This window comes from Ponticoccus sp. (in: a-proteobacteria) (assembly GCF_048381735.1).
This window is the reverse complement of the sequence record NZ_JBLXGL010000009.1, coordinates 1-23560: the sequence shown is the minus strand read 5'-3', so window position 1 is coordinate 23560 and position 23560 is coordinate 1. Positions and strand designations below refer to the sequence as shown.

Genomic DNA, 23560 nt, shown 5'->3' with positions numbered 1-23560 from the left:
CGAAAAACGGCCCCGGGACAGAGGAGGAGTCAAGGTGGATCGCAAGGAGCTGACGTACCGGGCGGTGCCGCTGGCATCGCGCGGCGACTGGCCGGACGGCCGCGTGCTGGCGGGCGCCGAGGGGTTTCGCGACCGGATGGCGGACCGCCGCACGGTGCGCGATTTCGACAGGCGGCCGGTGCCCCGCGCCGCGATAGAGGCCTGCATCCGGGCGGCGGGCAACGCGCCCTCGGGCGCCAACCACCAGCCCTGGCACTTCGTCGCGGTGTCGAACCCGGCGCTGAAGGCGCGGATCCGCGCGGGCGCCGAGGAAGAAGAGGCCCGCTTCTACGAGGGCGCGGCGGGCGACGCCTGGCTGAAGGCGCTGGAGCCCATCGGCACCGGACCGGCCAAGCCGCACCTCGAAGAGGCGCCCTGGCTGATCGTGATCTTCGCCCAGCGCTACGGGCAGTTCGCGGACGGCACGCGCTACAAGCACTACTACGTGCCCGAAAGCGTGGGCATCGCCACCGGCTTCCTGATCGCCGCCCTGCACGAGGCGGGGCTGTCCAGCCTGACCCACACGCCGAACCCCATGCGCTTCCTGAACGCAGTGCTGGACCGGCCAGAGGCCGAGAAGCCGGTGATGATCCTCGCCGTTGGCCACGCCGCGCCGGGCGCCACCGTGCCCCGGGCCGCGACCCTGAAGAAGCCGCTGGACGAGATCCTGACCGTCCGGGACTGACGTCCGGGCGGGTTGCGGAGCGCTGCGCGCGTCGCCCGGGGGCGGCGCCCCTGCGCCGCGCCGCCATGATGCCATGCCGGTGGGCTGGCATCCTGCTTTGCGGTCACCCCCCGCGGGCCCGCCACAAGGCGCCGAGACCCCGCCGGACCGGACCGGGGCGCAGAACCGATAAAGGGCCGCGCGATTGGCGCGGCCCTTTCGGCTTTCATCCCTTCATGGCCTTACTCGGGCGCCGCCTCGCGGTGATCCCAGGCGCTGTGGTCCAGATCCAGATCCGGGAACTTCGTCGGGTCGAAGCGCGGACGGTGCACGCCCGCCGCCCTCTGCTCGTCGAAATCGCGCAGGATGCGGCGCAGGATCGGGAAAAGCATCATCAGCGCCAGCAGGTTGACCAGCGCCAGCACGCCCATCATCGGGTCCGAGAAGAAGAAGATCGCCGTCGCGCCCGGCGCCACCGCGCCGACGAAGACGATGGCCATCAGGATCAGCTTGAAGACCAGCGAGGCCTGCGGGTTCTTCGTCAGCACCGTCAGGGCGTTGTCGCCGAGGTAGTAGTTGTAGATGATCGACGAGAAGGCAAAGAGCAGCACCGCGATGGTCAGGAAGTAGCTGGTCCATGTGCCAAGGTGCGAGGCCAGGCTGTCCTGCGTCAGCACCACGCCGTCGATCTCGGCTCCCGGCACGTAGACGTCCCCCAGAAGGATCATCAGCGCGGTACAGGTGCAGATGACGATCGTGTCGATGAAGACCGAAAAGCTCTGCGTGATGCCCTGGCTGATCGGGTGCCGCACGTCCGCCGTGGCGGCGACGTTGGGCGCAGAGCCCAGACCCGCCTCGTTCGAGAACAGGCCGCGACGCAGGCCCTGCGCGATGGCCGCCCCCATGCCGCCGCCAACCGCTTCCCGGAAGCCGAAGGCGTTCGCGACGATATCGATCAGCACGCCGGGGACCTGGAGGATATTGATCACGATCACAACCAGCGCCATGGCGATGTAGCCGAAGGCCATGATCGGGACGATGATGTCCGAGGCCTTGGCGATCCGGTGCATCCCGCCGAAGACGATCCAGCCGGTGCCGGCGGTCAGGACGATGCCGGTGATCCAGCGGTTCAGGCCAAAGGCGTTCTCTGCGGCGCCCGCCACGGTATTGCCCTGGAAGGCCGGAAAGCCGATGCCGAAGGCGGCGATCAGGCAGATCGCGTAGATCACCGCAAGCCATTTGTAGTCCTTGCCGAGGCCGTGGATGATCATCCGCGCCGGACCGCCGCGGAACGACCCGTCCGGCTGGCGGCGCTTGTAGGCCTGCGCCAGCGTGCATTCGACAAGGCTGGTGGCCATGCCGACCAGCGCGATGGCCCACATCCAGAAGACCGCGCCCGGGCCGCCCAGCGTGATCGCCACCGCGACCCCCGCGATATTGCCGCCGCCGACGCGCCCGCCGACCGACACGAACAGCGCCTCGCGTGCCGAGATGGTGTTCGGGTCCGAAGACTGGTTGTCGCCCTTCAGGACGCGGAACATTCGCTTGAAGTACCGGAACTGAACGAAGTTCGTGGCGATGGTCAGGAAGCAGCCGAAGATCACGAGGAAGGGGATCAGCGCCCAGCCCCATGTGAGGTCTCCGATCAGACCGAAGAAAGATTCGATGAAAGACATGTGCCCTCTCTGTTTTTCTCGTTCTTGGAGTGCGCCCGTCTGTCGGGGTGCATCCCTGAAGGGTGCCGCAAATCCACCGTATGTCCACAAGAACCCGGGTCGTTTTACCCAAAAAAGCGACATCTGACCGGACAGAGCGGGGGGCGCAGCGGCGATGGCGCCGCGATGGGCTGTCTTGCGATGGCCCGCGCGGTGCTGCGTCCAAAGGCGAAGAGAGGCTGAAAACCGCGAAGGAGACCCGCACATCGCGGTCCGGCTGCGATCCACCACCAGGGCTTCCTCACGGCGACGCCGCCGCGCATCGCCGGGCCGTCCCGGAGCCCGGCGATTGGGCCGATGCAAGCGCACCCTGACGGCGCTCACAGGGATCCGGCCGGGGTAACCGGCGGCGATAGCCGGTCGGGATAACCTGCCATGCTGAAGGCAGGGATCGCCGGACCACGGCGCGGCGCGGCTTTCCACCGTCCTGCCGCACATGGATGGATCGCGGGCGGCGCGGCCCGCGATCCTGTTGTGTCCGGCCTTACGCCCGCTTGGGCTCCAGCTCCACCGACCACAGCTCGCTGTCGGCGCTGTCCATCAGGCGCACGGTCATCACGCCGGTGTCGGCAGAGATGTCCACCTTGCCGAAGAACTGCAGCCCGTCCGAGGGCGGCAGGTTGGCCTGCCCCTCTTCGGGGTGCTTGGCATAGCGCACCTCGGGGCCGAAGGTGTTGTCATAGTCCGAGGGGCCGAAGGTCCCGGCATGCAGCGGGCCGGAAACGAATTCCCAGAAGGGCTCGAACTCCTGGAAGACCGCGCGCTCGGGCGAGTAGTGATGCGCGGCGGTGTAATGCACGTCCGCCGTCAGCCAGACGGTGTTGAGGATGCCCGCCGTCTTGATGAAGGACAGCACGGCGGCGATGTCCTTCTCGCGGCCCAGCACCGGGCCGTCGCCATTGGCGCCGTTCTCCATCGCCTCGGCGCCGTCGCGGACCATCATGCCGATCGGCATGTCGGCCGCGATCACCTTCCAGGTGGCGGTCGAATTGATCATCTCGCGCTTCAGCCAGGCCAGCTGCTCGGGGCCGATGAAGGGCGTGCCCTCGGCCTCGGTATTGGCGGTGTTGTCGCCACGGTAGCTGCGCATGTCGATGACGAAGATGTCCAGGAGCGGCCCGTAGGACACCTTGCGATAGACCCGCATCGGCTCTGCCAGCGTCTGGCGCGTCGGCATCATCTCGTGGAAGGCGCGCGCGGCCCGGGACGACAGCGTCTGCATCGACTTGACCGTATAGCGGTCGTCGGCGGTCAGCATCTCGTTCGGGTACCAGTTGTTGGTGACCTCGTGGTCGTCCCACTGGGCGATCATCGGCACGGCGGCGTTGAAGGCCCGCACGTTGCGGTCCATGTAGTTGTACAGGTGCTGGCCGCGGAACTCGTCCAGCGTCTCGGCGACCTTGCGCTTGGCGTCGGTCATGACGTTCTTCCACAGCGTGCCGTCGGCCAGCTCGACCTCCTCCTTCAGCGGGCCGTCGGCATAGACCGTGTCGCCCGAATGCAGGAAGAAGTCCGGCGCGTGGCGCAGCATGGTGCCATAGGTGGTCATGCCGCCGCGATCCTCGTCGATGCCCCAGCCCTGACCGGCGGTGTCGCCCGACCAGACGAAGCTGATGTCGCGATTGCCCATGGGCGCGGTGCGGAACTGGCCCTGCACCGGCTCAGAGGCGGTACCGTCGGCCAGATCGGTCATGGTGACGCGGTAGAAGATGTCCTGATCCGAAGGCAGACCCTCCAGCGCCAGCTTGCCGCTGAAATCGGTGGGTGTGCCGACCGCCAGCGCCGGCACGGCGCGCGCCTCGGTCATGGCTTCGGTGGTGGACCATTCCACCAGCATCTTGGCCTCGCGGTCGGCACGGGCCCAGATGACGGCGCCGTCATGGGCGACGTCGCCGGACATGACGCCATGGGTGATCAGGGGACGCGACTGGGCGCGCGACAGCGACGGCGCGGCAAGCGTGACGCCAAGGGCGGCGCCGCCAAGCAGCGACTGGCGACGGGTAAAGCGGATGCTGGGCATGGGTAACCCTCCTTGCTGGCTGAGATGCCGGGAGGGATCGGTGACCCGCGTAACGATTACGGGTCGCTTTTGCGACGACAGGGCGAAACTTCGATGACAATACAACCATGACGTGCATGTCCTCCGCCCCCTCCCCGCAGGGCAGGATCGCGGCGGCGGGCGGTTTCAGGGCACGCCGCGCGGGCCCGGCCTCAGCGCTGTGCGGCCTCGACGGCGATCTGCACAAGCCGCGCGTTCTGGCACTTGGGATAGGTCGCGCCCGAGGTGCAGGCCTCGGCGATGGAGACCGGAGAGCGCCCGCCGCAGGCCGCCAGCGCCATCACGGCGGCCAGCGCCGCCATCGTCAAACCCCTGTGCATCGCCCGCGTCCCCCGTGCTGCGCTTCCCCGGCGGCTCTGCATGGCCACCTGCCGCAAGGATCGGCGCAGGCAGCGCCGGCTGTCAAGCGACAAGGCCCCTATCCCGCCCGAACGCCCCTGCCCCGGCGCCCCGAGGCAAGAGCCCCGCCCCCTGCCAGGGTGTCCCTGGGCTTCTTCTTGGTCCAAATACCCTCCGCCGGAGGCATCCGGCGCCGCCCCGGAACGATGGCGCCCGCGTGGCGCGGTGCCTCGCCTCGGACAGGGGCCGGTTCGCCCGCCGCCCGATGCCGCCGGAAAACCCCACCCGTCGTCGCGGCGAGACGGCATACCGGGGCGGCTGTTTCAATCCACCCCTCTAGCCCTGGACAACCAAAGAGGCACAGCCGGTGCGGGCTCCGCGCCAGAGCCCGCTTCCCGTGGCGGTCTTCAAAGCCCCGCCGGGACCGGCCCGATGGGGTCGGCCCCGCAGGTCAGCGCCGGGCCAGAGGATAGCCGCGGCTTCGCAGACAGCCGATGCCGTAGACCGGGCGGGGCTTGCCCTTGTACCAGGCGCGGGTCGCGCAGGCGCGCGGCAGGTGGCCCCGGTAACTGCGGTCGAGGCAATGCGCCGAAAGCGCGTACCACGCCTTGTGGCGCCCCCCCACCTGCCGCAGGCAGTGACGCGGCAGGGCTGCGGGCTGCCACCGCTTCTTGGCCTGGCGCTTGTACTTGCCGTGGCCGCGCTGCTTGCCGCCCCACTGATGCGGTTGGCCATACGGGCGCCCATCGCCGTACTGGCGATGGTTGACCTCCACCTTGCCGCCCTCGACGGCCTGTCCGAGAAGGGAAAGCGTCGCGGCCGCGCCGAAGGCGGGCTTCAGCCCCGCGTTGTCGGCGCGGGCGGGCGCGGCGCTGAGGGTTGCGATCAGGGCGCCGGCGACAAGGATGGCGGTGATGAATCTGGCGGACATGGATTTCTCCTTTCGGGCTGGGGGGAGGCGCTCTATCCTCGGGACAGGCACCCTGCCCCGCCAGCCTCGACCCGCCGCGCCGTTCCGGGCAATATCAGCCCCCGGCTATCGGATAACCGGCCCTGCACCGCCCTGTTGTTATTGAATTTCCACCCGTTCACCCACAGTCTGCCAGCATGAGACGCTCACTCGCCATTCCCCTTCTGATCCTGACGCTTGCAGCCCTGCCCGGCGCCGCCGCCGCGGACTGTTTCATCCATTACAAGGCCAAGCGGGACAACCCGCTGAGACTGCACTACGGGATCGTGCAGGTCTCCGGCTCTTGCCCCGGCGCCCCGGCCGGGGCCGTCAGTTCGCGGATCTCTTCCGCGGGCTGGTCCCTCCTGAACGTGACAAAGGTGACGCAGTCGCCGCCCACCGCATCGGAAATCAGCAGTGCCGGATCACACTATTACCGCTAGCGACAGCCGCCGCTCCGGCGCGCGCATCGTCGCCGCAGGGATCACCGCCATCGTGCTGATCCTTGCGGTGGCCGGTGCGCTGCTCTTGCTGACCCTACCCGACGGCAATGCCTTCAACGCGCGGGTCGAACGGATCTTCGTCGAGAACGACAACCTGCAAAGTCAGGCCGAGGTCGCGCTGCTGGAAATCCTCGCGCAATCCGGCACCGCCTTTTCGGATACGCTGGCCAGCTACCGGGTGGTGATCTTCGTGCTGCTGGTCTTCGCCACGGCGCTTCTGGTCGCGGCGCTGGTCTTTCTGGTGCTGCTGATCTCGCTGAACCGCCGTATGGCCCAGATCGAGCGGTCGGGCATCGAGGTCAGTTCGCTGATCATCTCGCGCGAGGAGAACACCGTCTACCTGAACACCATGGGGTTCAAGCTGACCGATGCGATGATCGAGACGCTGTCGGTGCTGGCAGAGGCGCGGCTGGACGACGAGATGCTGTCCGGCGCGCAGATCGAATCGATGATCTCTGGCAAGCCCGAGATGGATTGCGAAGAGGCCGCCGGCGCTACCCGCATCAAACGCCTGCGCGACGGGCTGGGCAACCAGATGGTGTCGGAACTGCTGGTCAAGAACATCGCCCGTCGCGGCTATGTGCTGGCCATCGACAAGGGTGTGATCGAGGTGATCTGAAACGGCCAATGAACCGCGTCGTTCCGCACCCGGATGTTTCGGACCCGGTGCCTCCGGGAAGACGCGACAGCTGTCGAATCCCTGCGGCGGATCTCTGTGACGCCGCAGGGCAGAGGCAGGCGGGGCTTCACCGCGCAGGCTTTTGGGACCACATCAGGCGCCGCGGGCTTCCGGTCACGAAGCCGGCACAGGCCGATGGCGCGCATTACCCTTCGATGCCAAACCCTGCGCCTGATGCGCGGGGCAAGACCCGGAGACCGCAGGAAACCGAGGTGACCAGGCCTCCTGCGCGCCGCCCTCGATCACGGCGCGGACCCGGTCCTTCCGCGACGCGCCGAAGCTGCCAGAGAAGCGGTCGTCCGACGACTGGTGCCCGTCGGGCCACGCGGGCATTGGCATTGGCCCGCTGCGCCCTGATCGGCCCGACGACCTGCGCCGCAGCGCCCCCCCCTACGCAAGGGCCTGCCACATCACCGCAAGGGCGCGCCCCGTGGGCCGCTCCGGTGGCCAGAAAAGACCGTCGGCGCGCCACCGCAATGGCGGGGCGGACCCGATCGGAACGTCCCGCTCAGGACGCCTGGCGCATGCCGCCCTCGGAGGCCGCGGTCGGCACAAGCGCCTTGACGACGTCGGACATCGCCAGGGCGCCGATCTGGCTGCCGTCGCGCATGACGGCGAAGCTGCGTGTTGTGTCGCCCTCTGCCGTCGCGATGACCTCTTCGAGTGTGGCATTCTCGTCCACGCTGCCAGAGAGATTTGCCACAGCCCTGCCCCGCGTCATCACCGTGCGGGCGCGCAGCACGCGCGCGCGATTGATGTCCGAGATGAAGTCCACGATGTAGGGATCGTTCGGGTTCATCAGGATATGCTGCGGCTCGCCCTGCTGCACCACCGCGCCGTCCTTCAGGATCACCAGATGGTCGGCCAGCTTCAGCGCCTCGTCGAGGTCGTGGGTGATGAACACCACCGTCTTGTGCAGCTCGCGCTGCAGCTCCAGCAGCAGGTCCTGCATGTCCGTGCGGATCAGCGGATCCAGCGCCGAGAAGGCCTCGTCCATCAGCATGATATCCGAGTTCGACGTCAGGGCCCGGGCGATGCCGACGCGCTGCTGCATGCCGCCCGAAAGCTGGTGCGGGTACTGCCGTCCCTGACCCTCGAGCCCGACGCGGTCGAGCCACCTGGTCGCCTCCGGCTCCCACTCCGAGCGCGGCCGCCCGTCCACGGTCAGCGGTGTCGCGGCGTTCTCCAGCACCGTCCGGTGGGGCAGAAGGGCGAACTTCTGGAAAACCATGGACATGTGCTTGCGGCGCATCTCGCGCAGCTGCGCCTCGGAATAGTCCATGATGTTCTCGCCGTTGACGATCACCTCGCCGGCGGTCGGATCGATCAGCCGGTTGAGGTGGCGGATCAGCGTGGACTTGCCCGAGCCCGACAGGCCCATGATCACCGTGATCTCGCCCGGGGCCATGTCGATGTTGATGTCGCGCAGGCCCAGCACGTGGCGGTGCTGTTCAAGCAGCTCCTGCTTGCCCATGCCGGCCTTGGCGCGGACAAGGGCCCCCTGGGGGTCCTTGCCGAAGATCTTGTAGAGATTGCGGATGGAAATCTTTGGGTCGGCCATGTCGCTCGCTCCTCAGTTCTTCTGTGCGGCGTTGACGCGCGCAAGCGCCGCCTTGGTGGAGCGGTCGAGAATGACCGCGAGAAGCACGATGCCGAGGCCCGAGATCAGACCGACGCCAAGTTCGAGATTGCGGATGCCGCGCAGGACCAGCACGCCGAGGCCGGGGGCCGAGACGAGGCTGGCGATGACCACCATCGCGAGGCTCATCATGATCGTCTGGTTCACGCCGGCCATGATGTTCGGCAGCGCCAGCGGGATCTGCACGCCGTAGAGCTTCTGGCGCCTGGTCATGCCGAAGGCGTCCGCGGCCTCGATCACCTCCTTGTCGACAAGCCGGATGCCCAGGTTCGTCAGGCGGATGACCGGCACGATGGCGTAGAGGATGATGGCAATGCCGTAGAGCTTGGGCTCGGTCACCGAGAAAAGGAAGATAAGCGGGATGAGGTACACGAAGGGCGGCAGCGTCTGCAGCATGTCCAGCACCGGGATCATCGCCCGCTGCAGCCTGTCAGAGCGCGACATGGCGATGCCGATGGGCACGCCGAGCAACACGCATATGACGGCGCAGACCGCGATCACCGCCAGCGTCTGCATGGCGTATTCGTAGTAATCGATAAAGGCGAGGGCGGCGAAACTGCCCGCCACGAAGGTCATCAGCTGCCACGAGCGGCTGACCAACAGCACGATCAGCGCCAGCGCCGGGATCATGATCCACCAGGGCGTTTCCTGGAACAGCCAGAGCGCGTTCGAAAGCGCCCAGCTCAGCGGCTGGGTAAGCGGATCAAGCACGTAGGACAGGGCGTCCTTGATATCGAGAAAGCCCCGTTCGACCCCCTGCGTGATTTCGCGCGACTGCGGGAACGACGCGCAGGCGTCGTTGAGCACGTCCATCGAGGGGAACGGCGTGTCCCAGGCCGAGACCTCGGGGGCGCCGCCGTCGCCCGACTGCCCGATGAGATCTGCCATCGACATAGGGGCGGAGCCGCCCGAACCGTCGCCGTCGCACCAGTCGCGCAGCCCGAGGCTGTTGAAGAGCCAGTCATAGGTGGCCATGGTGTTTTCCTGTACTGTTGAAGGGGCCGGATGCTCTGAGACGCTTTCCGGAAACGCAAACGGCGGCTCCGGGATATCAGAGCCGCCGCAGGTCGTGTCAGCCGGTTACTGGTCCAGCAGGGGGGCAAGGCGCGCGCGCGCGTCCTCGCTGATCCAGGTCGACCAGGTGTCCTGATGGTTGGTCAGGAAGTAGACCGCGCCTTCCTCGCCGGTTGCCGAATTGTCCTCCATCCAGCTCAGGATCGCGTTCATCGTCTCGGTCTTGAACGTCATGTTCTTCAGAAACTCTGTAAGCTCGGGGTGTTTGGCCGAAAACTCCGTGGTCACCGCGGTCTTCACCGGCGAGGGCGGGAAGGAACTGCGACCGACATCGGTGGAATCGGGATCCTTGGCGGCCGCGAAGGCCTCTTCGTCGTAGTCGCCCATATCGACCTGCACCAGGTCGTAGCGGCCGATGACCGCCGTCGGGGCCCAGTAGTAGCCGAACCAGGGTTCTTCGTTCTCGAACGCCGAGGCAATGGAGGTCGCCAGCGTCTCGCCCGAGCCGTGGTTGAAGATCTCGATGCCGGCATCCTCGACGCCGAAGGCCGGCAGCAGGTTGTCGTTGAAGACCCGGCAGCCCCAGCCCTCGGGGCAGTTGTGGAAGCGACCGCCGACCAGATCGGGGTTCGCGAGAATGCCCTCGATGGTCGTCAGCTCGGGGTGCGCCTCGGCCAGATAGTCCGGGATCCACCAGGCATCGATGCCGCCCGGCTCTATCACCTTGCCGAGTTCCTCGATCTTGCCCTCGTCGCGCAGGCGGTCGTAGATCGAGCCGGTGCCGTTCAGCCAGAGCTCGGTGACGATGTCGGGCTCGCCATTTTCCGCGACCGAGGTCATTGCGGGGACGGTATCAGAGGGCACGACGGCGACGTCGCAGCCGTATCCCTGCTCCATGATGAACTTCGCGACATTGGTCACCACCGAGGCCGAGGCCCAGTTCATTTCGGTGATGCTGACTTCGCCGCATGTGTCGCTGTCCTGCGCGAATGCAGGCGCGGCCATGAGCGTGACCGCGGCGGTCATTAGAAAGCGTTTCATCGAGGTGTCCATTTCTTGTCCTTTCATCAGTATCTTAACCGTCAGGCAGGCACATAGGCGGGTGTCCCCGGATCCAACCGGTTCCATCATCGCTTCCGTGTCGGGCCTGATTGTCTTTCGGCAAAGCGGCGGCCATCCCGGCCGCGGCTTCCTGCAACGCTACGCGAGCAGGGCCTCTTCGAAGGGGAACCGCGAGAGCAACTCGATCCCGGTCTCCGTGATCAGCACCTGCTGTTCCAGCTTGACCCCCTCCCGGCCACCGTCCTCGCCGATGTAACTTTCAACGCAGATCGTCATCCCGGGGAGGATTTCACCGTCGTAGCCTGCATCGGGGAAGTCGCCACGATGGTAGAGGTAGGGGTATTCGCCGGTCATGCCGCAGCCGTGCGCGCTGAGGTAATAGCGGTTGGCGTAGTACTTTTCGGGGATGTCCCAGGCCGCGTCCGCATAGTCGCGGAACGACATGCCCGGGCGCAGGATATCCATGTTGTGATGCACCTGCTCGTGCGCGACCCTGTACAGTTCGCGCTGTTGCGCGCTTGGCCGGGATGGCCCGGCGTGGAAGGTGCGCGAAAAGTCCGAGTAATAGCCGTGGCAGCCCACCACATCGGTGTCGAGCGCGATCAGGTCGTTGGCCCCGATGACATTGCTGCCGGTCTCCTGGAACCAGGGGTTGGTGCGATCACCGGCGCTGAGCAGACGCGTTTCCACGTAGTCGCCGTTCTGCGCAATGATCGACCGATGCAGCACCGACCACAGCTCGGCCTCTGTCAGGCCCGGGCGTATCGCCGCGCGCAGTTCCGCGACGCCGCGCTCGGTGGCGCGCAGCGAGGCGTTCACGCATTTCATTTCCTCGGATGACTTGATGGCGCGGGCCATCTCTACCGGCTCCTGCGCATCGACAAGACGCACGCCCGCTTCGCCAAGCGCGATGGCGGTGCCGCCGTTCATGCGCTCTATGCCGACGCAGGGATTGGCGCCGCAGAGGTCGCGCAGGGTTGCCGCCATGTCCTGCGCCCATCGCCGCTCGCGTTCGGCGATCTGCGGCCCGGCGGCAACGAAGCTTGCGGTGACTGCGGGGCGCACCTCGTCGATGGTCTCCAGGCCCTCGGGCAGGTGCAGCGCGCCGGTGAATTCATACAGGATTGCACGATCCGCGGTCATCACCAGATAGCGCGCCGGTCCGTTGCGCATCGAGAAGACCTGCATGTTGCGTGCACCCGTGGCGTAGCGGATGTTCACCGGATCCATCAGGATCACCGCGTCGATCCCGCGGGCGGCCATCTCTCGACGCACGCGCGCCTGGCGCCAGGCGCGCACCGCGACAAGGTCAATTCCCTCGTCCTCGGGGCTGCGGTCCAGCAGTGCCAACCCGTCGAGGTCACTGCGTTCGGCGTGCCAGTCGAGCTCTGCCATGCTTCTCTTTCATGTCGTTGTCTGGGAAACCACAGTGTAACCAGAGACACCGACCCATAAAACATTGGAAATTCTCGTTCATTTCGATAACCAGAGGTTATGCAGCAATACCGCAAGAGCCTACCGCCCCTCGACACCCTGGTCTTTTTCGAATGCGCGCTGCGCTGTGGCAGCTTCACCGATGCAGCCGAGGAGCTCTTCGTCAGCCAGGCTGCCGTCAGCAAGCGCATCCGGCAGCTGGAGGAGTGGCTCGGCGTCCGCCTGTTCGACCGGCGGTCCTCGCGGCTGACCCCGACCGTCGAAGCGCGGCGCCTTGGCGATCGGGTGTCGACGACGCTGGAATTCCTGACCCAGTCGATCGAAGAGGTGCGCACGCCAAGCCAGCCCATGGTGCGCCTGGCCTCCATGAGCGCGGTCGGCATGTTCTGGTTGCAACCGAGGCTGCAACGCTTCGCGCTTGGCGACGCGGCCTGCATGTTCAGCCTCACGCAGAGCGACGATATCTCCCTTCTGTTCTCTGAAGAAAACGATCTTGTCGTCGTCTACGGCGACGGGGCCTTTCCGGGGTGGAGCGCAACGCGCGTGCTTGGCGAGGAACTGGCGCCGGTTGCCGACCCCGCCGTCGCAGAGCGGCTGGCGGCGCGCGGAGTTCTCGCCGATGCCGATGCGCCGCTTCTCGATTATCATCGCGTGTCGCCGGACTGGATCAATTGGGACGTCTGGGGCGACCGGCTTGACCTGGCGCTGCCTCAGGACGATCTGCGCATTCAATGTTCCAGCTATGCCCAGTCGGTCGGCTACGCGCTCGAAGGGCGCGGCGTGGCGCTCGGGTCGCTGCCGCTGCTGGAACAAGAGGTCGCGACTGGCCAGCTCGCCCGCCTGCAACAGCCGTCCTACAAGGGCCCCGGCGGCTATTGGCTCGCCTCACCGAAGGGCCGTAAGGTCTCGCAGGAAGCCGAGAACATGTTCAGGGCGCTGTACCGATCCTAGGACACCCGGAACAAGCCCCCCTGCCGCAAGCGGGTCGAGGACCTGGGCAATCTGCCCGTGGAACCTGCCGTCGCAATCCCGGTGCGGGGCCGTGTTTTGGCCGATTGGTGCGTGCAACAGGGACACAGGCTGACCCCGCCGACGGACATCCGGGGCATTCCGGCCCCTGCCCCATCCCGCTGTTGCGGACAAAGCCCTCCCCCGCGGCCCCAGCGGTCGAAACGATGCGCCGATGGGGTGGCGGTGCCCGCCGGTTCACGCAGTCGCCACACCCGGTCCGCCTGTGCTGGCGCGGGTTGTCATGACCGGTGCCGTGACCGCCCGCATGGTCCGCGATGCCGTCGCTGGCTGGCGAGTCCGCGCCGCACCAGCCCCCGGGCCGGATCCGGGGACACCGCACTGCCCCCTGGCTTCCCAAGCTTGCGACAGGCTGCCAAGGGGCAATCGCGTCGGCTCTCTTCATTGCGCCCCTGACCCGATCAGGCCAGGGGCCCGATAGCCCTAGTGAGAGCTGGAGAGCTTCATCACGACAATGCCGGTCACGATGAGGGCAGCGGCAATGATCCTCGCCGGGGTGACTGCTTCACCCAGCACGGTAATGCCCACGACAAATGCGCCCACAGCGCCGATTCCGGTCCACACCGTGTAGGCCGTGCCAAGCGGCAGGCTGCGCATCGCCACGGAAAGAAGCGCGAAGCTTGCTATCATCGTGACGATCGTGATGACGCTGGGGGTCACAAGCGTGAAGCCCTGAGACTTCTTCATGAAGAAGGCCCAGACAATTTCCAGAATTCCGGCAAGACCAAGGAAAACCCATGCCATTTTCATTCCTTCCGAAGGATGGCGGGTCGTCCCGATTGCGTGGCCACGTTCGTCAAGGGGTCGTCCCCTTCGCGGCAGGTTCATCGACCGTCTCGGTCCGATGACGGGATCTGAATACCGGGCCCGTGACCCCAGTCAAGCGATTCGCGCCGTCTCTCATCGCTGCCGAAGCACGGCCCGTGGTGCGGCAGCGCGCTTGGCGCCAACCTCGACATCCTGCCGGAAGGGCCTGTTTGCTGGGATCCATCGTTCCGCCCTTCCCCGGCTTCCGGGCGTGCGTCTTGCGGCGGCGCTGGAACAGAAGGCGCGGCCCGGCAAGAGATCGGGTAGCGCCCGGGAGGGACTGTCCTGCAAGGGGTCAGGGCCCGCTTGCGGCCGTTTGCGCGGGGTGCCGGACAGGGGCGCGATGCCTTGCCGCTCGCCGGGTCCAGGCAGGCCGCCCGGCCAGAGGCAGCGACCCGCGACCGCCAGCCCGTCTTGCCCCTGCCCCCGCGGCCTTGCCGCCTTCGTCAGCAACCGGGGGCCTTCCGGGCCAGTCGGCCCCGCGCAGAAACGCCGGGGACGGGAGGCAATGCAAGGGGGACGGTCTTAGGTGCTATCAACAAGCCAGGCCGGTTGAATTCCGCTCGACGCGATGAATGGCGCCGGCGAAAGCCCGCGGAACAGGCCGTGCTCCAGGATCAGGACAGTGCCGAGACCGGCGGCTGCCCCGCCAAGGACATCCGTGTGAAGGGTGTCGCCGACCATGGCGATGCGCTGCCGGGGAATGCCCGACAGCCGTTCAAGCGCCGCGTCGAACGCGTTCGGAAAGGGCTTGCCGAACAGCGACAGCCCACAGGCCGAAGCGATGTCCTGCGCATACCAACCCGGCTCGATGGACAGGCCGTCATCGCGTGGGGCCACGAGATCAGGATTGGCGACAATGATCGGACGGGCGTGGAAATGCAGCGCCCGCTTCAGACGCGCATTGGCTTCGTGGCTCCAGCGCGCCGAAGACAGAAACAGGAAACCCGCAGCCGTGTTCATCAGATCCGGCTGGGCCAGCAGATCGGCCCCGTAATGACCGGGGGGCAGGTCCGACAGGTCGTCTTCGCCATCGGTTATCGCGGCCCAGACTCCGTGGACGGTGGGCAGATGGGCAAACGCCACATCCCGGCTGGAGACCACCTCTTCCAGACTGAAATCGAACCCCAGCCTGTGGTATTTCGCCAGCACACCCGACCGCGTATAACTGGCCGCATTGGTCAGCACCACGAGACGCTTCCCGGCGGCGCGCAATCGGGCGATGCGCTCGACCGCGCCGGGGATCGGGGCTTCGCCCCGGTTCAGCACGCCAAAGGCGTCGAGGATATAGGCGTCGTAATCGCCCATCGTGTCTTCAAGCGTCGCGCCCCGGCGCGAGGCCTCGGGGAACTGCGCCTGCGGCAGCATTGGCCGCAGGCATTCGTAGCGGGCAAAGGCCGTTTCGGTCGTGATCATGTCCCGCCCTTACAGGATCTTGCGGCGCAGCAGGGAAGACACCATCTCGCCGAAGATGACCAGCGCCAGGATGGTCAGCAGCACCATGGAGACCTCGGGCCAGTTGAAGGTGTCGATGGCGCCTTGCAGGATCATCCCGATGCCGCCCGCGCCGACGAGGCCCAGAACGGTGCTTTCGCGCAGGTTGATGTCCCAGCGCAGGATCGACACGGCAAAGAAGGCGGGCATGACCTGCGGCACGATGGCGTAGAGCACGATCTTGAACCGCGAGGCGCCGCAGGCCTCAAGCGCCTCGACCGGCTTGCGGTCGATTTCCTCGATGGCTTCGCCGAGCAATTTGCCCAGAAACCCGATGGAGCGGAACATGATCGCCACGATCCCCGCCACGATGCCGGGGCCGAAGATGGCGACAAACAGCAGCGCCCAGATGATCGTGTTCACCGACCGCGAGGACACGAGGATAAAGCGCCCGAGCCAAAGACAGGCGCGGTTGGGCGTCGTGTTCTGCGCCGCGATATAGGCCACCGGCAGCGAGACGACGACGGCGATCAGCGTCGCCAGCGTGGCGATGTTCACCGTCTGCCAGATCGCCACGAGGATCGAGGGCAGATTGCTTGGGTCCGGCGGCATCATCCGCCCGAAAAGGTCGGCCATCTGTGCCGGACTGTCCCAGACCCAGGCCCAGATCACGTCGATGCTGCCCAGTGCCCAGGCGACGACACCGGCGGCGGCTGCGAAACCGGCGTAGCGGGTCAGCCGCTGTTTCGGGGTGAAGCGCGACCAGTCATCGCGCCCGCTCAGGGCCTCGGAAAGCGATTGCGGTTCGGAGAGGTTCAAGCTGTTCATGTGATCCGCTTCCTGATGACGCCGCTGACCGCCTCGGAAACGAGGATCACGCCGACGATGACCATGGTGATGGCAAGGGCGAAGTCGTAGTCGTAGCGGCCGAAGGCATTGGCCAGCGTCGCCCCGATACCCCCGGCGCCGACGATGCCGACCACGGCAGAGGCGCGCAGGTTGCTGTCGAGCTGGTAGATGCCAAGGCCCACGAGGCGCGGCATGACCTGCGGCAGCACGGCATAGACCTGCGTGGCAAGGAAGCCCGCGCCGGCAGAGCGCATGGCCTCGACCTGGCCGAAATCGATCTCTTCGATGCGTTCGGCCAGCAGCTTGGCGACGAAGCCGACGGAGTAGACCACCAGCGTCAGCGCGCCAGCGAAGGGGCCGAAGCCCACGGCCTTGACGAAGATGATGGCCACGATCACCGGGTGAAAGCTGCGCGCGATGATGATGAGCGCGCGGCCCAGCAGGTAGACCGGCTTGGGGGCAATGTTGCCCGCGGCCATGAAGGCCAGCGGGACCGACAGGATGATGCCGCCCACGGTGGCGAGGATGGCGATCTTCAGGCTTTCCATGAAACCGTCGAAGAGCAGCCCGGCGCGTTCGAAGCTGGGCGGGAAGGCGCCGTTGAAGATGCGCTGCGCCCGGCTCATGCCGTCCGCCACCCGGTCCCAGTCGATGGGCAGGGTGCCGACGGTGAAGACGACGTAGACGGCGATGCCGATGTAAAGCGTCCAGCGCAGGACGGGATTGGCGATGAAGGGCGGCTTGCGCCAGGTTTCTGGCAGCCTGTCCGGTGTCGCGGTCATGCGGCGGCCCCCGCCTCGGCGCGGTCCTGCGCGGGGACGCCGGCGTAGATCTTGTCCATCTCGTCGCGCGTCAGGGCACCGGGTTTGTCGTCGAAGATGATCCGGCCATAACGCATGCCGACGATCCGGTCAGAGTATTCCTTGGCCTCGGTCACGTTGTGGATGTTGATGATGACGGGCAGGTTCAGCTCCTGCGCAAGGTCGCGCAGCAGCGACATGATCTGCTCCGAGGTCTTGGGGTCGAGCGAGGCTGTGGGTTCGTCCGCCAGCAGGATCTCCGGGCGCTGCATCAGGGCGCGCACCACGCCCACCCGCTGGCGTTCGCCGCCCGACAGTTCGTCGGCGCGCTTGTCCGCGTAATGGGCGATCCCCACGCGCTCCATCAGCTCGAAGGCGCGGCGGATGTCCTCCTTCGGGTAGCGGCGGGTCAGCGCCGCCCAGGTCGAGATATAGCCCAGCCGCCCGGCCTGCACGTTCTCCATGACGGTAAGCCGGTCGATCAGGTTGAAGCCCTGGAACACCATGCCGATGCGGCGCCGCGCGCTGCGCAACTCGCGGCGCGACAGGGTGGTGAACTCGGTGCCGTTAAGCTCGACAGAGCCGGAGGTCGGCTCTACCAGGCGGTTGATGCAGCGCAGCAGCGTGGACTTGCCCGCGCCCGACGAGCCGATCACCGAGGTCAGCTGTTCGCCCTCCACGGTCAGGTCCAGCCCCTTTAGCACGGGGTCGCCGCTGCCGTAGCGCTTGGTCAGGTTGGTGATCTTCAGCATGGGATGCCTCTTTGGAATGGCGCGGCCCGGGCCCTGGCCGCGAGGTGGCCGGGCGGCGCGCGAGGCCCGGTGCGCGAGGGCGCACCGGGCTGGCGATGTCGGAAGGGGATCAGTTCCCGGCGAGACCCTGCGGCGTGTACTCGACGCCGTTGGAAGCCTGGATCTGGCGGATCACCGCCCACTGGTCCTTGTAGGTGATCGGGACGAACTTCGACACGCCCTCGAATTCATCGCCCAACGCGGTGCCCGCGAAGTCGAAGGAGAAGAAGGCTTCCTTGACTTTCTCGGCCAGCGCCGGATCGAGGTTGTGCGCCATGGTGAAGGAGGTGGTCGGGAAGGGATCGCTTTCCCAGATCTTGCGCACGTCGGCAGGGTCGTAGAGCCCGCGCTCGGCCATGCGGTCCACCACTTCCGAGGCCACCGGAGCCGCGTCGTAGTCGCCCGCGACCACGCCCAGCATCGACTGGTCATGCGAGCCCGAGTAGACCACCTCGTAATCCTTGTCCGGCTCGACGCCGAGACCCGGGAACAGGGCGCGCGGCGCCTGGTTGCCAGAGTTCGAGGTGGGCGAGGTATGTGCCACGCGCTTTCCCGCGAGATCCGAGATTTCCTGGATGTCGCTGTCGGCCTGGGTGAACACCTGCAGCCGGTAGCCGAACTGGCCATCGTCGGCGCCCATGATTGCAAAGGGCACGGCCCCCGCAAGGTTCACGGCAAAGGGAGTCGGCCCGGTAGAGAAGCCCGCCACGTGCAGACGGCCGGACCGCATGGCCTCGACCTCGGCCGAGTTGGACTGCACGGCAAAGAACTGCACGTCTTTGCCGGTGACTTCCGACAGGTGTTCAATGAACGGCTCCCAGATGTCGGCATAGACCGCCGGATCCTCGACCGGGGTATAGGCGAACACAAGCGTGTCCGGGTCGCTGAGCTGGGCCGGGTCGGTGGGCGTGTCGGCAACGAGATCGCCGTTCGCATCGCAATACTGCACGTCGAGCGCGCCGCGTTCCGCGCAGTCCTGCGCATGGGCCGCGAAGGTGCTGCACGTCAGGATGCCCAGCACGGTGGCCGCACGGGTGATGAATGGTGTCATGGTTTCCTCCCTTTGACAGCAGGCGGATCCGGGCCGCACCTGCATCGACGCCCGCAGGCTAGGGGCGCCGGGTCCGGCTTGGCGAGGATTGAAGTGTTAATGAACCCGCTGCGGGCGGGGTGAAGTGTTAACAATATTACAAAGCCCCGCCGGCGTCTTGAATTCCCGGGTCTTCTGCGCGACGCCTGACGACAGATCGTCGGATCGGCGGTCTTGCCAGCGCGTCGCAGGAGGAGCGTCACATGCAGGCGTCCAGTCTGAAACCGGGGCCCGAACCCGTCATCGGCATCGTCGATGATGACGCGCAGGTGCGCGAAACCCTGTCCGAACTGATGCATGACAGCGGGTTCCGGGCCGTCTGCTGCGCCGATATCGAGGCCTTCCACGCGCTCGGCGATCCGCCGCCCGTGGACCTCGTGCTGATCGACCTGAGGCTGCGCGGGGAATCCGGCCTGACGCTGGCGATCCATCTGCGGGAACGGCACGAGATCCCCATCGTGATGCTGACCGGCGTGGGGGACGAGATCGACAAGATCATCGGGCTGGAGACCGGGGCGGACGACTACCTCATCAAACCCTTCAACCCGCGCGAACTGGTGGCGCGCATCCGCGCCGTGTTGCGGCGCTACGGTCATGCCTCCGCCCGTCCGGCGGCGGTCGGCAAGCGTCAGATCGCCTTCGGCGAGAAGCGGATCGACCTCGACGCGCGGCGGCTGCTGGACGGGGACGGCGAGGAAGTGCCGCTGACCAACGCGGAGTACCGGCTGTTGGAGTTCTTTGCCCGCAACCCCGAGCGCGTCGTCCGGCGCGAGGAGCTGCTGGAGGAGCTGGGCGCCGACACCCAGCGCTACGTCGACCGCACCGTGGACGTGCTGATCCTGCGCCTGCGCCGCAAGATCGAGCCGGTCCCGGCCAAGCCGGTGCATCTGCAGACCCGCCGGGCGCGGGGCTATGTGTTCCACCTGGGCACCGGATGAGCCGGCTGCGCGACTGGTTCCGCGATTTCGGCGTAAGGATCCGCCTCTCGGCGGCCTTGGCGGTGATGTTCGGCCTCATGCTGCTGGTCAGCGTGATCGGATTGCGGGTTCTTGACCGCACCGAGGTCTGGATGAACGTGCTGCACCGCGACACGCTGACCGAAGTGGCCGCCGCGATGGATCTGTCCCGCGATGCGTCGGATCTTGCGACCTCGGCCCCCTTCCTCTTCGCGCTTTTCGCGCCCTATCAGCTGGAGCAGGAAGTCGCCAAGGTCATGGCGAACCTCGATCGCGTGCAGCACTCTTCGGAAAGCGACCCGGCGCTGGACCTGCCGCTGTCGCGTCTGCGCAGTGCCATCGAGGATCTGGCACAGGCGCTTCTGCCGCAAAGCGCGCGTCAGGCAGAGCTGAAGGCCATCGATCGCGCGCTGGTCCGGCTCAACGCCCGCAGCAGGCGCATGGCGCGCGACACTGCCTTGCCATTGGAGGCGCGGCAGGACTGGAGCGCGCTTCAGCAGCTGACGGCGGTTGCGCTTGGCGCCGCGCGCGCGGAAGAACTGATCGAACTGGGCGAATTCAGCCGCGATTTCCAGCGCCAGAGCCAGGCGCTGCGCTCCCTGGAACCGGAGGATCAGCGCCGAACCTTCGACGAGATCTCCGAGGTCGTCCAGCGCGGGACAGGGCTGTTCGTGCTCAAGCACGGTCATCTGTCGGCGCGGCTCGATGCCGAGAGTGCGCTGTTTCGCATTCGGCAGGAGACCCATCGCGTCAACGCCTTTGCCGAGACCAAGGTGGCTCAGGCCGAGGACCGGCTGTCCCGGGCCCGCGCCGCGACCTCGGACACGCTGGCCTACGCGCGCAATGCCTTTCTCGCGCTGATCCTTGCCAGTCTGGTCGTGGCGGTGACCTCCTCGTTTTATGTGTCGCGGCACGTGGCCCGCAACCTCGAACGCATCTCCGGCGCGATGCGACGGCTCGCCTCGGGGAACCTGCGCGTCGACCTGCCCGATGCGCCGACGTCGCGGGATGAGATCGGCCAACTGTTCACGGCTTTTGGCGTCTTCCGCGACAACGCCCGCAAACTGGACCGGCGCACGGCGCAGATACGCCATCAGAATGCGCTCTTTTCGCGCGTGTTCCAGAACATCAAGGACGGCGTTGCCGTAGAGGCCGAGGACGGGCGCATCATAGCCGAGAACGAGAACCTGCGCCGCCTGCTTCGCCTGCCGCCCGGCTCGGATCGGGGCGGCGATCGCATGAGCGATCTGGTTCAGGCCTCGCCCTTTTCGCGGGCCGCCGGAGGGGAGGAGCGCGGCGGCTTCGAGGAATACGGCGATGCGGATGGCAATGTGATCGAGATCCACCTCTCGCCCCTGCCCGACGGCGGCCAGGTCTGGCTGATTTCCGCGACCACCGAACGCAAACGCATCGAGGCTCGGCTGGAAGCGATTCGCCGGGTCGAGGCCCTGGGCAAGGTGTCGGGGGAAGTGGCCCATGATTTCGGGAACATCCTGTCGAGCATCTCGGGGAACCTGCACCTGCTGGAACAGGCCGAACCGGAGCGGCGGCGCGACCTGCACAACCGGCTCGGGGCGGCGGTCGACCTGGGCACCAGCCTGACGGAACGGCTTCTGGCCTTTGCGCGCAAGCAACATCTCGCGCCGCAGGTGACGGATGTTTCGGAACTGGTGACGGGCATGGCGGATCTTCTGGAAATCGCCATACCGGGGCAGGTCTCTTTGGTTGTGGACGTGCCCGAGGCTCCGGTCACCTGTCTGGTCGATCCGGGCCAGCTTGAAAGCGCCATTCTCAATCTGTGCATCAATGCCGGGCAGGCCATCGCCGCGACAGGCTCCGGCGCGGGGCAGATCGTGGTGTCGGTACAGGCCGGCGACATGGTCCGGGTTGCGGTGCGCGACACCGGATGCGGCATGTCCGAAGAGGTGCTGCGCCATGCCACCGACCCGTTCTTCACGCGCAAGCCCGACGGCAGCGGCACTGGCCTGGGGCTGTCGATGGTGGACGGTTTCGCGCATCAGTCCGGCGGGCGCCTGGATATCGAGACGGCAACCCATGGCCCATCCCGCGGGACGACCATTACACTGTCCTTCCCGCGGCAAGACGCCCCCGAAGTGACGCCCTCTGGCTGCGGTTCCGTCAGGGCCCTGGTTGTCGACGACGATCCGCTGGCGCTGGAACGATCCTGCGTCTTTCTGGAAGCCATGGGGGCACGGGTCATGCGCGCGGCCTCCTTTGCGGAGGCGGTCGAAGCCCTGAAGGCGCTCGACCATCTCAACCTGCTCCTGACGGATCTTTGGCTCGATGACGGGTTCAGCGGGCGGGATCTGATCGTGCAGGCCTGCGGACATTTTCCCGAGTGCCAGGCCGCGCTGATGTCCACGCGTGGCGCTCCGGCGGATCTGCCCCCGAACGTCCTGTTCGTAGCCAAGCCGGTCACTCAAGACGCCATTCGGAAAATCTATTCCGCCGTTCCTGGCGCGACACCCCCTGCGTCACAGGCCCCCTGAGCCCCGAACCTGGCGCGCGCGTGGGACACCAGCGCCCGGGTTTGCTCCGGCTTCGATAAAGGCCGAGACCCGGATGGCCGGAGACACCGGAGCGCTTCGGCAATGCGGGCGGCAAAGCCATGCACAATCGCCGGCCCATCCTCGACATGCCAAGCGCAGGGCCTGCGAAAGCGCGGCACTCCGCTGCTGGCCGGGAAAGGCGCGCGGAGGTCAGACCATGAGCATCCCGGCACACAGCAGCACCAGTGAGGTCCTGCGCCATGTGCAGGCTGCACGTCGCAAGAGGCGGGTCCAAGAGGGCATGAGGCTCGCCCAACCCACCCAGAACGTGGCCACCCTTTCGGACTGGCCGGGCAAACCCACCACAGAAGCATCTGAAAAGAAGGGGAAACAATGACTGCCTGGCGATCCCGGCAGGATTCGAACCTGCAACCTGCCCCTTAGGAGGGATGCGTTCATAGCGCTATTCCTTTCGTGATTTCTTACTGTTGGGTGTTTGTACAGCGTCATACTGTACGTCGCTTGTACGAAAACGGGCTCTGACGTCGGCCTCATCGGTCTCTGCGTGGGCATAGATGCGCATGGGTAAATTTGGGTCAGACCAGCGGCCAGCCTTGGCCGCTGTGACTGGGTCAACGCCTTGCCGGACGACTAACTCAGTGAAGAACCCATGCCGTCCTGCGGGGTGAGCTGACAGGTAGGGAATACCCGCGCGTTTGCAGATTGTCTTCCAACGAGTGTTGTAACCGGTCGAGCTGCCATAGCCGAAAACACGGGCTTTCATCAGCTTGCCGGTCTTGCGGTTCTTGGGCCGTTTGGCTGGCAGTGCGAGAAGCTCGTCCATCATCTGAGGCGAGACGGTGATCCAACTTTCCGGATGTCCCTTCTGCGCCTTTACCCGAACTTTGTTTTCGTGCGGTCGAAGGTCATCCGGTTCCAGTGATACAGCCTGATCAATCCGTGCAGCCGTCTCAAACATGAAACGGACCAGCGCGGCATTGTACGGATCAGCCGCACCGCAAAACGCCTCGATCCATTCCTTGTCAGCTGGCGTGCGCTCGACGCGGCGATGTATCGACCCAGTGAAAACCTGCTCATGCTACAAGGGAGAACGTAGCAATGAGTATGACGATGGACGACAGCATCAAGCGTTGGACGGCGAAGCGGAAGACGGCTCTGGTGATCGAGATCATCCAGG

At 66.4% G+C, this 23560-nt stretch carries 21 protein-coding genes; 6 read left to right on the top strand and 15 right to left on the bottom strand.

The genetic code is table 11. From position 1 onward, the window contains the following. The first annotated feature begins 34 nt into the window (after positions 1-34). A complete protein-coding gene (locus ACN5KJ_RS14915) occupies positions 35-724 on the top strand; it encodes a nitroreductase family protein (RefSeq protein WP_418594820.1) in 690 nt (229 codons plus the stop codon). 221 nt (positions 725-945) lie between these two features. Here ACN5KJ_RS14915 and ACN5KJ_RS14910 read toward each other — a convergent pair whose 3' ends face one another. The 4 genes from ACN5KJ_RS14910 to ACN5KJ_RS14895 form a co-directional block, all read right to left on the bottom strand. Then, the gene (locus ACN5KJ_RS14910; protein WP_418594819.1) at positions 946-2379 is read right to left on the bottom strand and encodes an alanine/glycine:cation symporter family protein; all 1434 of its coding nucleotides are present in this window, start codon (positions 2377-2379) and stop codon (positions 946-948) included. A 523-nt stretch (positions 2380-2902) separates the two neighbouring features. Further along, positions 2903-4438, bottom strand: coding sequence for an alkaline phosphatase D family protein (locus tag ACN5KJ_RS14905; protein ID WP_418594818.1), 1536 nt, complete (start codon positions 4436-4438; stop codon positions 2903-2905). 191 nt (positions 4439-4629) lie between these two features. Further along, the gene (locus ACN5KJ_RS14900; RefSeq protein ID WP_418594817.1) at positions 4630-4797 is read right to left on the bottom strand and encodes a hypothetical protein; all 168 of its coding nucleotides are present in this window, start codon (positions 4795-4797) and stop codon (positions 4630-4632) included. Positions 4798-5267: 470 nt separating this feature from the next. Further along, entirely contained in the window at positions 5268-5747 is a 480-nt protein-coding gene (locus ACN5KJ_RS14895) for a hypothetical protein (RefSeq protein WP_418594816.1), read from the bottom strand. Between the two features lie 176 nt (positions 5748-5923). Between ACN5KJ_RS14895 and ACN5KJ_RS14890 the strand changes: the two genes are divergently transcribed. After that, positions 5924-6208 (top strand): hypothetical protein, encoded by a 285-nt coding sequence (locus ACN5KJ_RS14890; protein ID WP_347166797.1) that lies wholly within the window; start codon positions 5924-5926, stop codon positions 6206-6208. Next, a complete protein-coding gene (locus ACN5KJ_RS14885) occupies positions 6183-6887 on the top strand; it encodes a hypothetical protein (protein ID WP_206566111.1) in 705 nt (234 codons plus the stop codon). Before ACN5KJ_RS14890 ends, ACN5KJ_RS14885 begins: the two co-directional genes overlap by 26 nt. A gap of 568 nt (positions 6888-7455) precedes the next feature. On the opposite strand, the gene ACN5KJ_RS14880 is transcribed toward ACN5KJ_RS14885, so the two are convergent. The 4 genes from ACN5KJ_RS14880 to ACN5KJ_RS14865 all read right to left on the bottom strand — a co-directional run bounded on the left by ACN5KJ_RS14880 (position 7456) and on the right by ACN5KJ_RS14865 (position 12057). Then, positions 7456-8508 carry a quaternary amine ABC transporter ATP-binding protein gene (locus ACN5KJ_RS14880; protein WP_418594815.1) on the bottom strand — a complete coding sequence of 351 codons (1053 nt, stop codon included), beginning with the start codon at positions 8506-8508 and terminating at the stop codon, positions 7456-7458. Between the two features lie 12 nt (positions 8509-8520). Next, a complete protein-coding gene (locus ACN5KJ_RS14875) occupies positions 8521-9561 on the bottom strand; it encodes an ABC transporter permease (protein ID WP_418594814.1) in 1041 nt (346 codons plus the stop codon). 105 nt (positions 9562-9666) lie between these two features. Beyond that, complete coding sequence (locus ACN5KJ_RS14870; protein ID WP_418594813.1) at positions 9667-10668, bottom strand: ABC transporter substrate-binding protein; 1002 nt, start codon at positions 10666-10668, stop codon at positions 9667-9669. Between the two features lie 132 nt (positions 10669-10800). Next, positions 10801-12057, bottom strand: a complete 1257-nt coding sequence (locus ACN5KJ_RS14865; protein ID WP_418594812.1) for a M24 family metallopeptidase — start codon at positions 12055-12057, stop codon at positions 10801-10803. Positions 12058-12156: 99 nt separating this feature from the next. Between ACN5KJ_RS14865 and ACN5KJ_RS14860 the strand changes: the two genes are divergently transcribed. Next, on the top strand, positions 12157-13047 hold the full coding sequence (locus tag ACN5KJ_RS14860) for a LysR family transcriptional regulator (protein WP_347166793.1): 891 nt from the start codon (positions 12157-12159) through the stop codon (positions 13045-13047). Between the two features lie 501 nt (positions 13048-13548). On the opposite strand, the gene ACN5KJ_RS14855 is transcribed toward ACN5KJ_RS14860, so the two are convergent. The 6 genes from ACN5KJ_RS14855 to phnD form a co-directional block, all read right to left on the bottom strand. Next, positions 13549-13869, bottom strand: a complete 321-nt coding sequence (locus ACN5KJ_RS14855; protein WP_347166792.1) for a DMT family transporter — start codon at positions 13867-13869, stop codon at positions 13549-13551. Positions 13870-14457: 588 nt separating this feature from the next. Then, on the bottom strand, positions 14458-15348 hold the full coding sequence (locus tag ACN5KJ_RS14850) for an HAD-IIA family hydrolase (protein WP_347166791.1): 891 nt from the start codon (positions 15346-15348) through the stop codon (positions 14458-14460). A gap of 9 nt (positions 15349-15357) precedes the next feature. After that, on the bottom strand, positions 15358-16194 hold the full coding sequence (phnE, locus tag ACN5KJ_RS14845) for a phosphonate ABC transporter, permease protein PhnE (protein ID WP_347166790.1): 837 nt from the start codon (positions 16192-16194) through the stop codon (positions 15358-15360). Beyond that, on the bottom strand, positions 16191-16997 hold the full coding sequence (phnE, locus tag ACN5KJ_RS14840) for a phosphonate ABC transporter, permease protein PhnE (protein WP_418594811.1): 807 nt from the start codon (positions 16995-16997) through the stop codon (positions 16191-16193). Before phnE (ACN5KJ_RS14840) ends, phnE (ACN5KJ_RS14845) begins: the two co-directional genes overlap by 4 nt. Then, entirely contained in the window at positions 16994-17767 is a 774-nt protein-coding gene (gene phnC / locus ACN5KJ_RS14835) for a phosphonate ABC transporter ATP-binding protein (RefSeq protein ID WP_418594810.1), read from the bottom strand. Before phnC ends, phnE (ACN5KJ_RS14840) begins: the two co-directional genes overlap by 4 nt. Before the next feature lie 109 nt (positions 17768-17876). Then, entirely contained in the window at positions 17877-18857 is a 981-nt protein-coding gene (phnD, locus tag ACN5KJ_RS14830; protein ID WP_418594809.1) for a phosphate/phosphite/phosphonate ABC transporter substrate-binding protein, read from the bottom strand. Positions 18858-19099: 242 nt separating this feature from the next. Between phnD and ACN5KJ_RS14825 the strand changes: the two genes are divergently transcribed. Together ACN5KJ_RS14825 and ACN5KJ_RS14820 are read left to right on the top strand one after the other, a co-directional pair. Next, complete coding sequence (locus ACN5KJ_RS14825; protein ID WP_418594808.1) at positions 19100-19834, top strand: winged helix-turn-helix domain-containing protein; 735 nt, start codon at positions 19100-19102, stop codon at positions 19832-19834. Then, positions 19831-22362, top strand: a complete 2532-nt coding sequence (locus tag ACN5KJ_RS14820) for an ATP-binding protein (RefSeq protein ID WP_418594807.1) — start codon at positions 19831-19833, stop codon at positions 22360-22362. The genes ACN5KJ_RS14825 and ACN5KJ_RS14820 overlap by 4 nt, the downstream gene beginning before the upstream one ends. Positions 22363-22825: 463 nt before the next feature. On the opposite strand, the gene ACN5KJ_RS14815 is transcribed toward ACN5KJ_RS14820, so the two are convergent. After that, positions 22826-23395 carry a tyrosine-type recombinase/integrase gene (locus ACN5KJ_RS14815; RefSeq protein ID WP_418594927.1) on the bottom strand — a complete coding sequence of 190 codons (570 nt, stop codon included), beginning with the start codon at positions 23393-23395 and terminating at the stop codon, positions 22826-22828. Positions 23396-23560: the final 165 nt, after the last annotated feature.

Coding starts and splice junctions, on each gene's coding strand:
- ACN5KJ_RS14910 (WP_418594819.1), bottom strand. CDS start 2,379: ATGTCTTTCATCGAATCTTTCTTCGGTCTGATCGGAGACCTCACATGG.
- ACN5KJ_RS14905 (WP_418594818.1), bottom strand. CDS start 4,438: ATGCCCAGCATCCGCTTTACCCGTCGCCAGTCGCTGCTTGGCGGCGCC.
- ACN5KJ_RS14900 (WP_418594817.1), bottom strand. CDS start 4,797: ATGCACAGGGGTTTGACGATGGCGGCGCTGGCCGCCGTGATGGCGCTG.
- ACN5KJ_RS14895 (WP_418594816.1), bottom strand. CDS start 5,747: ATGTCCGCCAGATTCATCACCGCCATCCTTGTCGCCGGCGCCCTGATC.
- ACN5KJ_RS14890 (WP_347166797.1), top strand. CDS start 5,924: ATGAGACGCTCACTCGCCATTCCCCTTCTGATCCTGACGCTTGCAGCC.
- ACN5KJ_RS14880 (WP_418594815.1), bottom strand. CDS start 8,508: ATGGCCGACCCAAAGATTTCCATCCGCAATCTCTACAAGATCTTCGGC.
- ACN5KJ_RS14875 (WP_418594814.1), bottom strand. CDS start 9,561: ATGGCCACCTATGACTGGCTCTTCAACAGCCTCGGGCTGCGCGACTGG.
- ACN5KJ_RS14870 (WP_418594813.1), bottom strand. CDS start 10,668: ATGAAAGGACAAGAAATGGACACCTCGATGAAACGCTTTCTAATGACC.
- ACN5KJ_RS14865 (WP_418594812.1), bottom strand. CDS start 12,057: ATGGCAGAGCTCGACTGGCACGCCGAACGCAGTGACCTCGACGGGTTG.
- ACN5KJ_RS14860 (WP_347166793.1), top strand. CDS start 12,157: ATGCAGCAATACCGCAAGAGCCTACCGCCCCTCGACACCCTGGTCTTT.
- ACN5KJ_RS14855 (WP_347166792.1), bottom strand. CDS start 13,869: ATGGCATGGGTTTTCCTTGGTCTTGCCGGAATTCTGGAAATTGTCTGG.
- ACN5KJ_RS14850 (WP_347166791.1), bottom strand. CDS start 15,348: ATGATCACGACCGAAACGGCCTTTGCCCGCTACGAATGCCTGCGGCCA.
- phnE (WP_347166790.1), bottom strand. CDS start 16,194: ATGAACAGCTTGAACCTCTCCGAACCGCAATCGCTTTCCGAGGCCCTG.
- phnE (WP_418594811.1), bottom strand. CDS start 16,997: ATGACCGCGACACCGGACAGGCTGCCAGAAACCTGGCGCAAGCCGCCC.
- phnC (WP_418594810.1), bottom strand. CDS start 17,767: ATGCTGAAGATCACCAACCTGACCAAGCGCTACGGCAGCGGCGACCCC.
- phnD (WP_418594809.1), bottom strand. CDS start 18,857: ATGACACCATTCATCACCCGTGCGGCCACCGTGCTGGGCATCCTGACG.
- ACN5KJ_RS14825 (WP_418594808.1), top strand. CDS start 19,100: ATGCAGGCGTCCAGTCTGAAACCGGGGCCCGAACCCGTCATCGGCATC.
- ACN5KJ_RS14820 (WP_418594807.1), top strand. CDS start 19,831: ATGAGCCGGCTGCGCGACTGGTTCCGCGATTTCGGCGTAAGGATCCGC.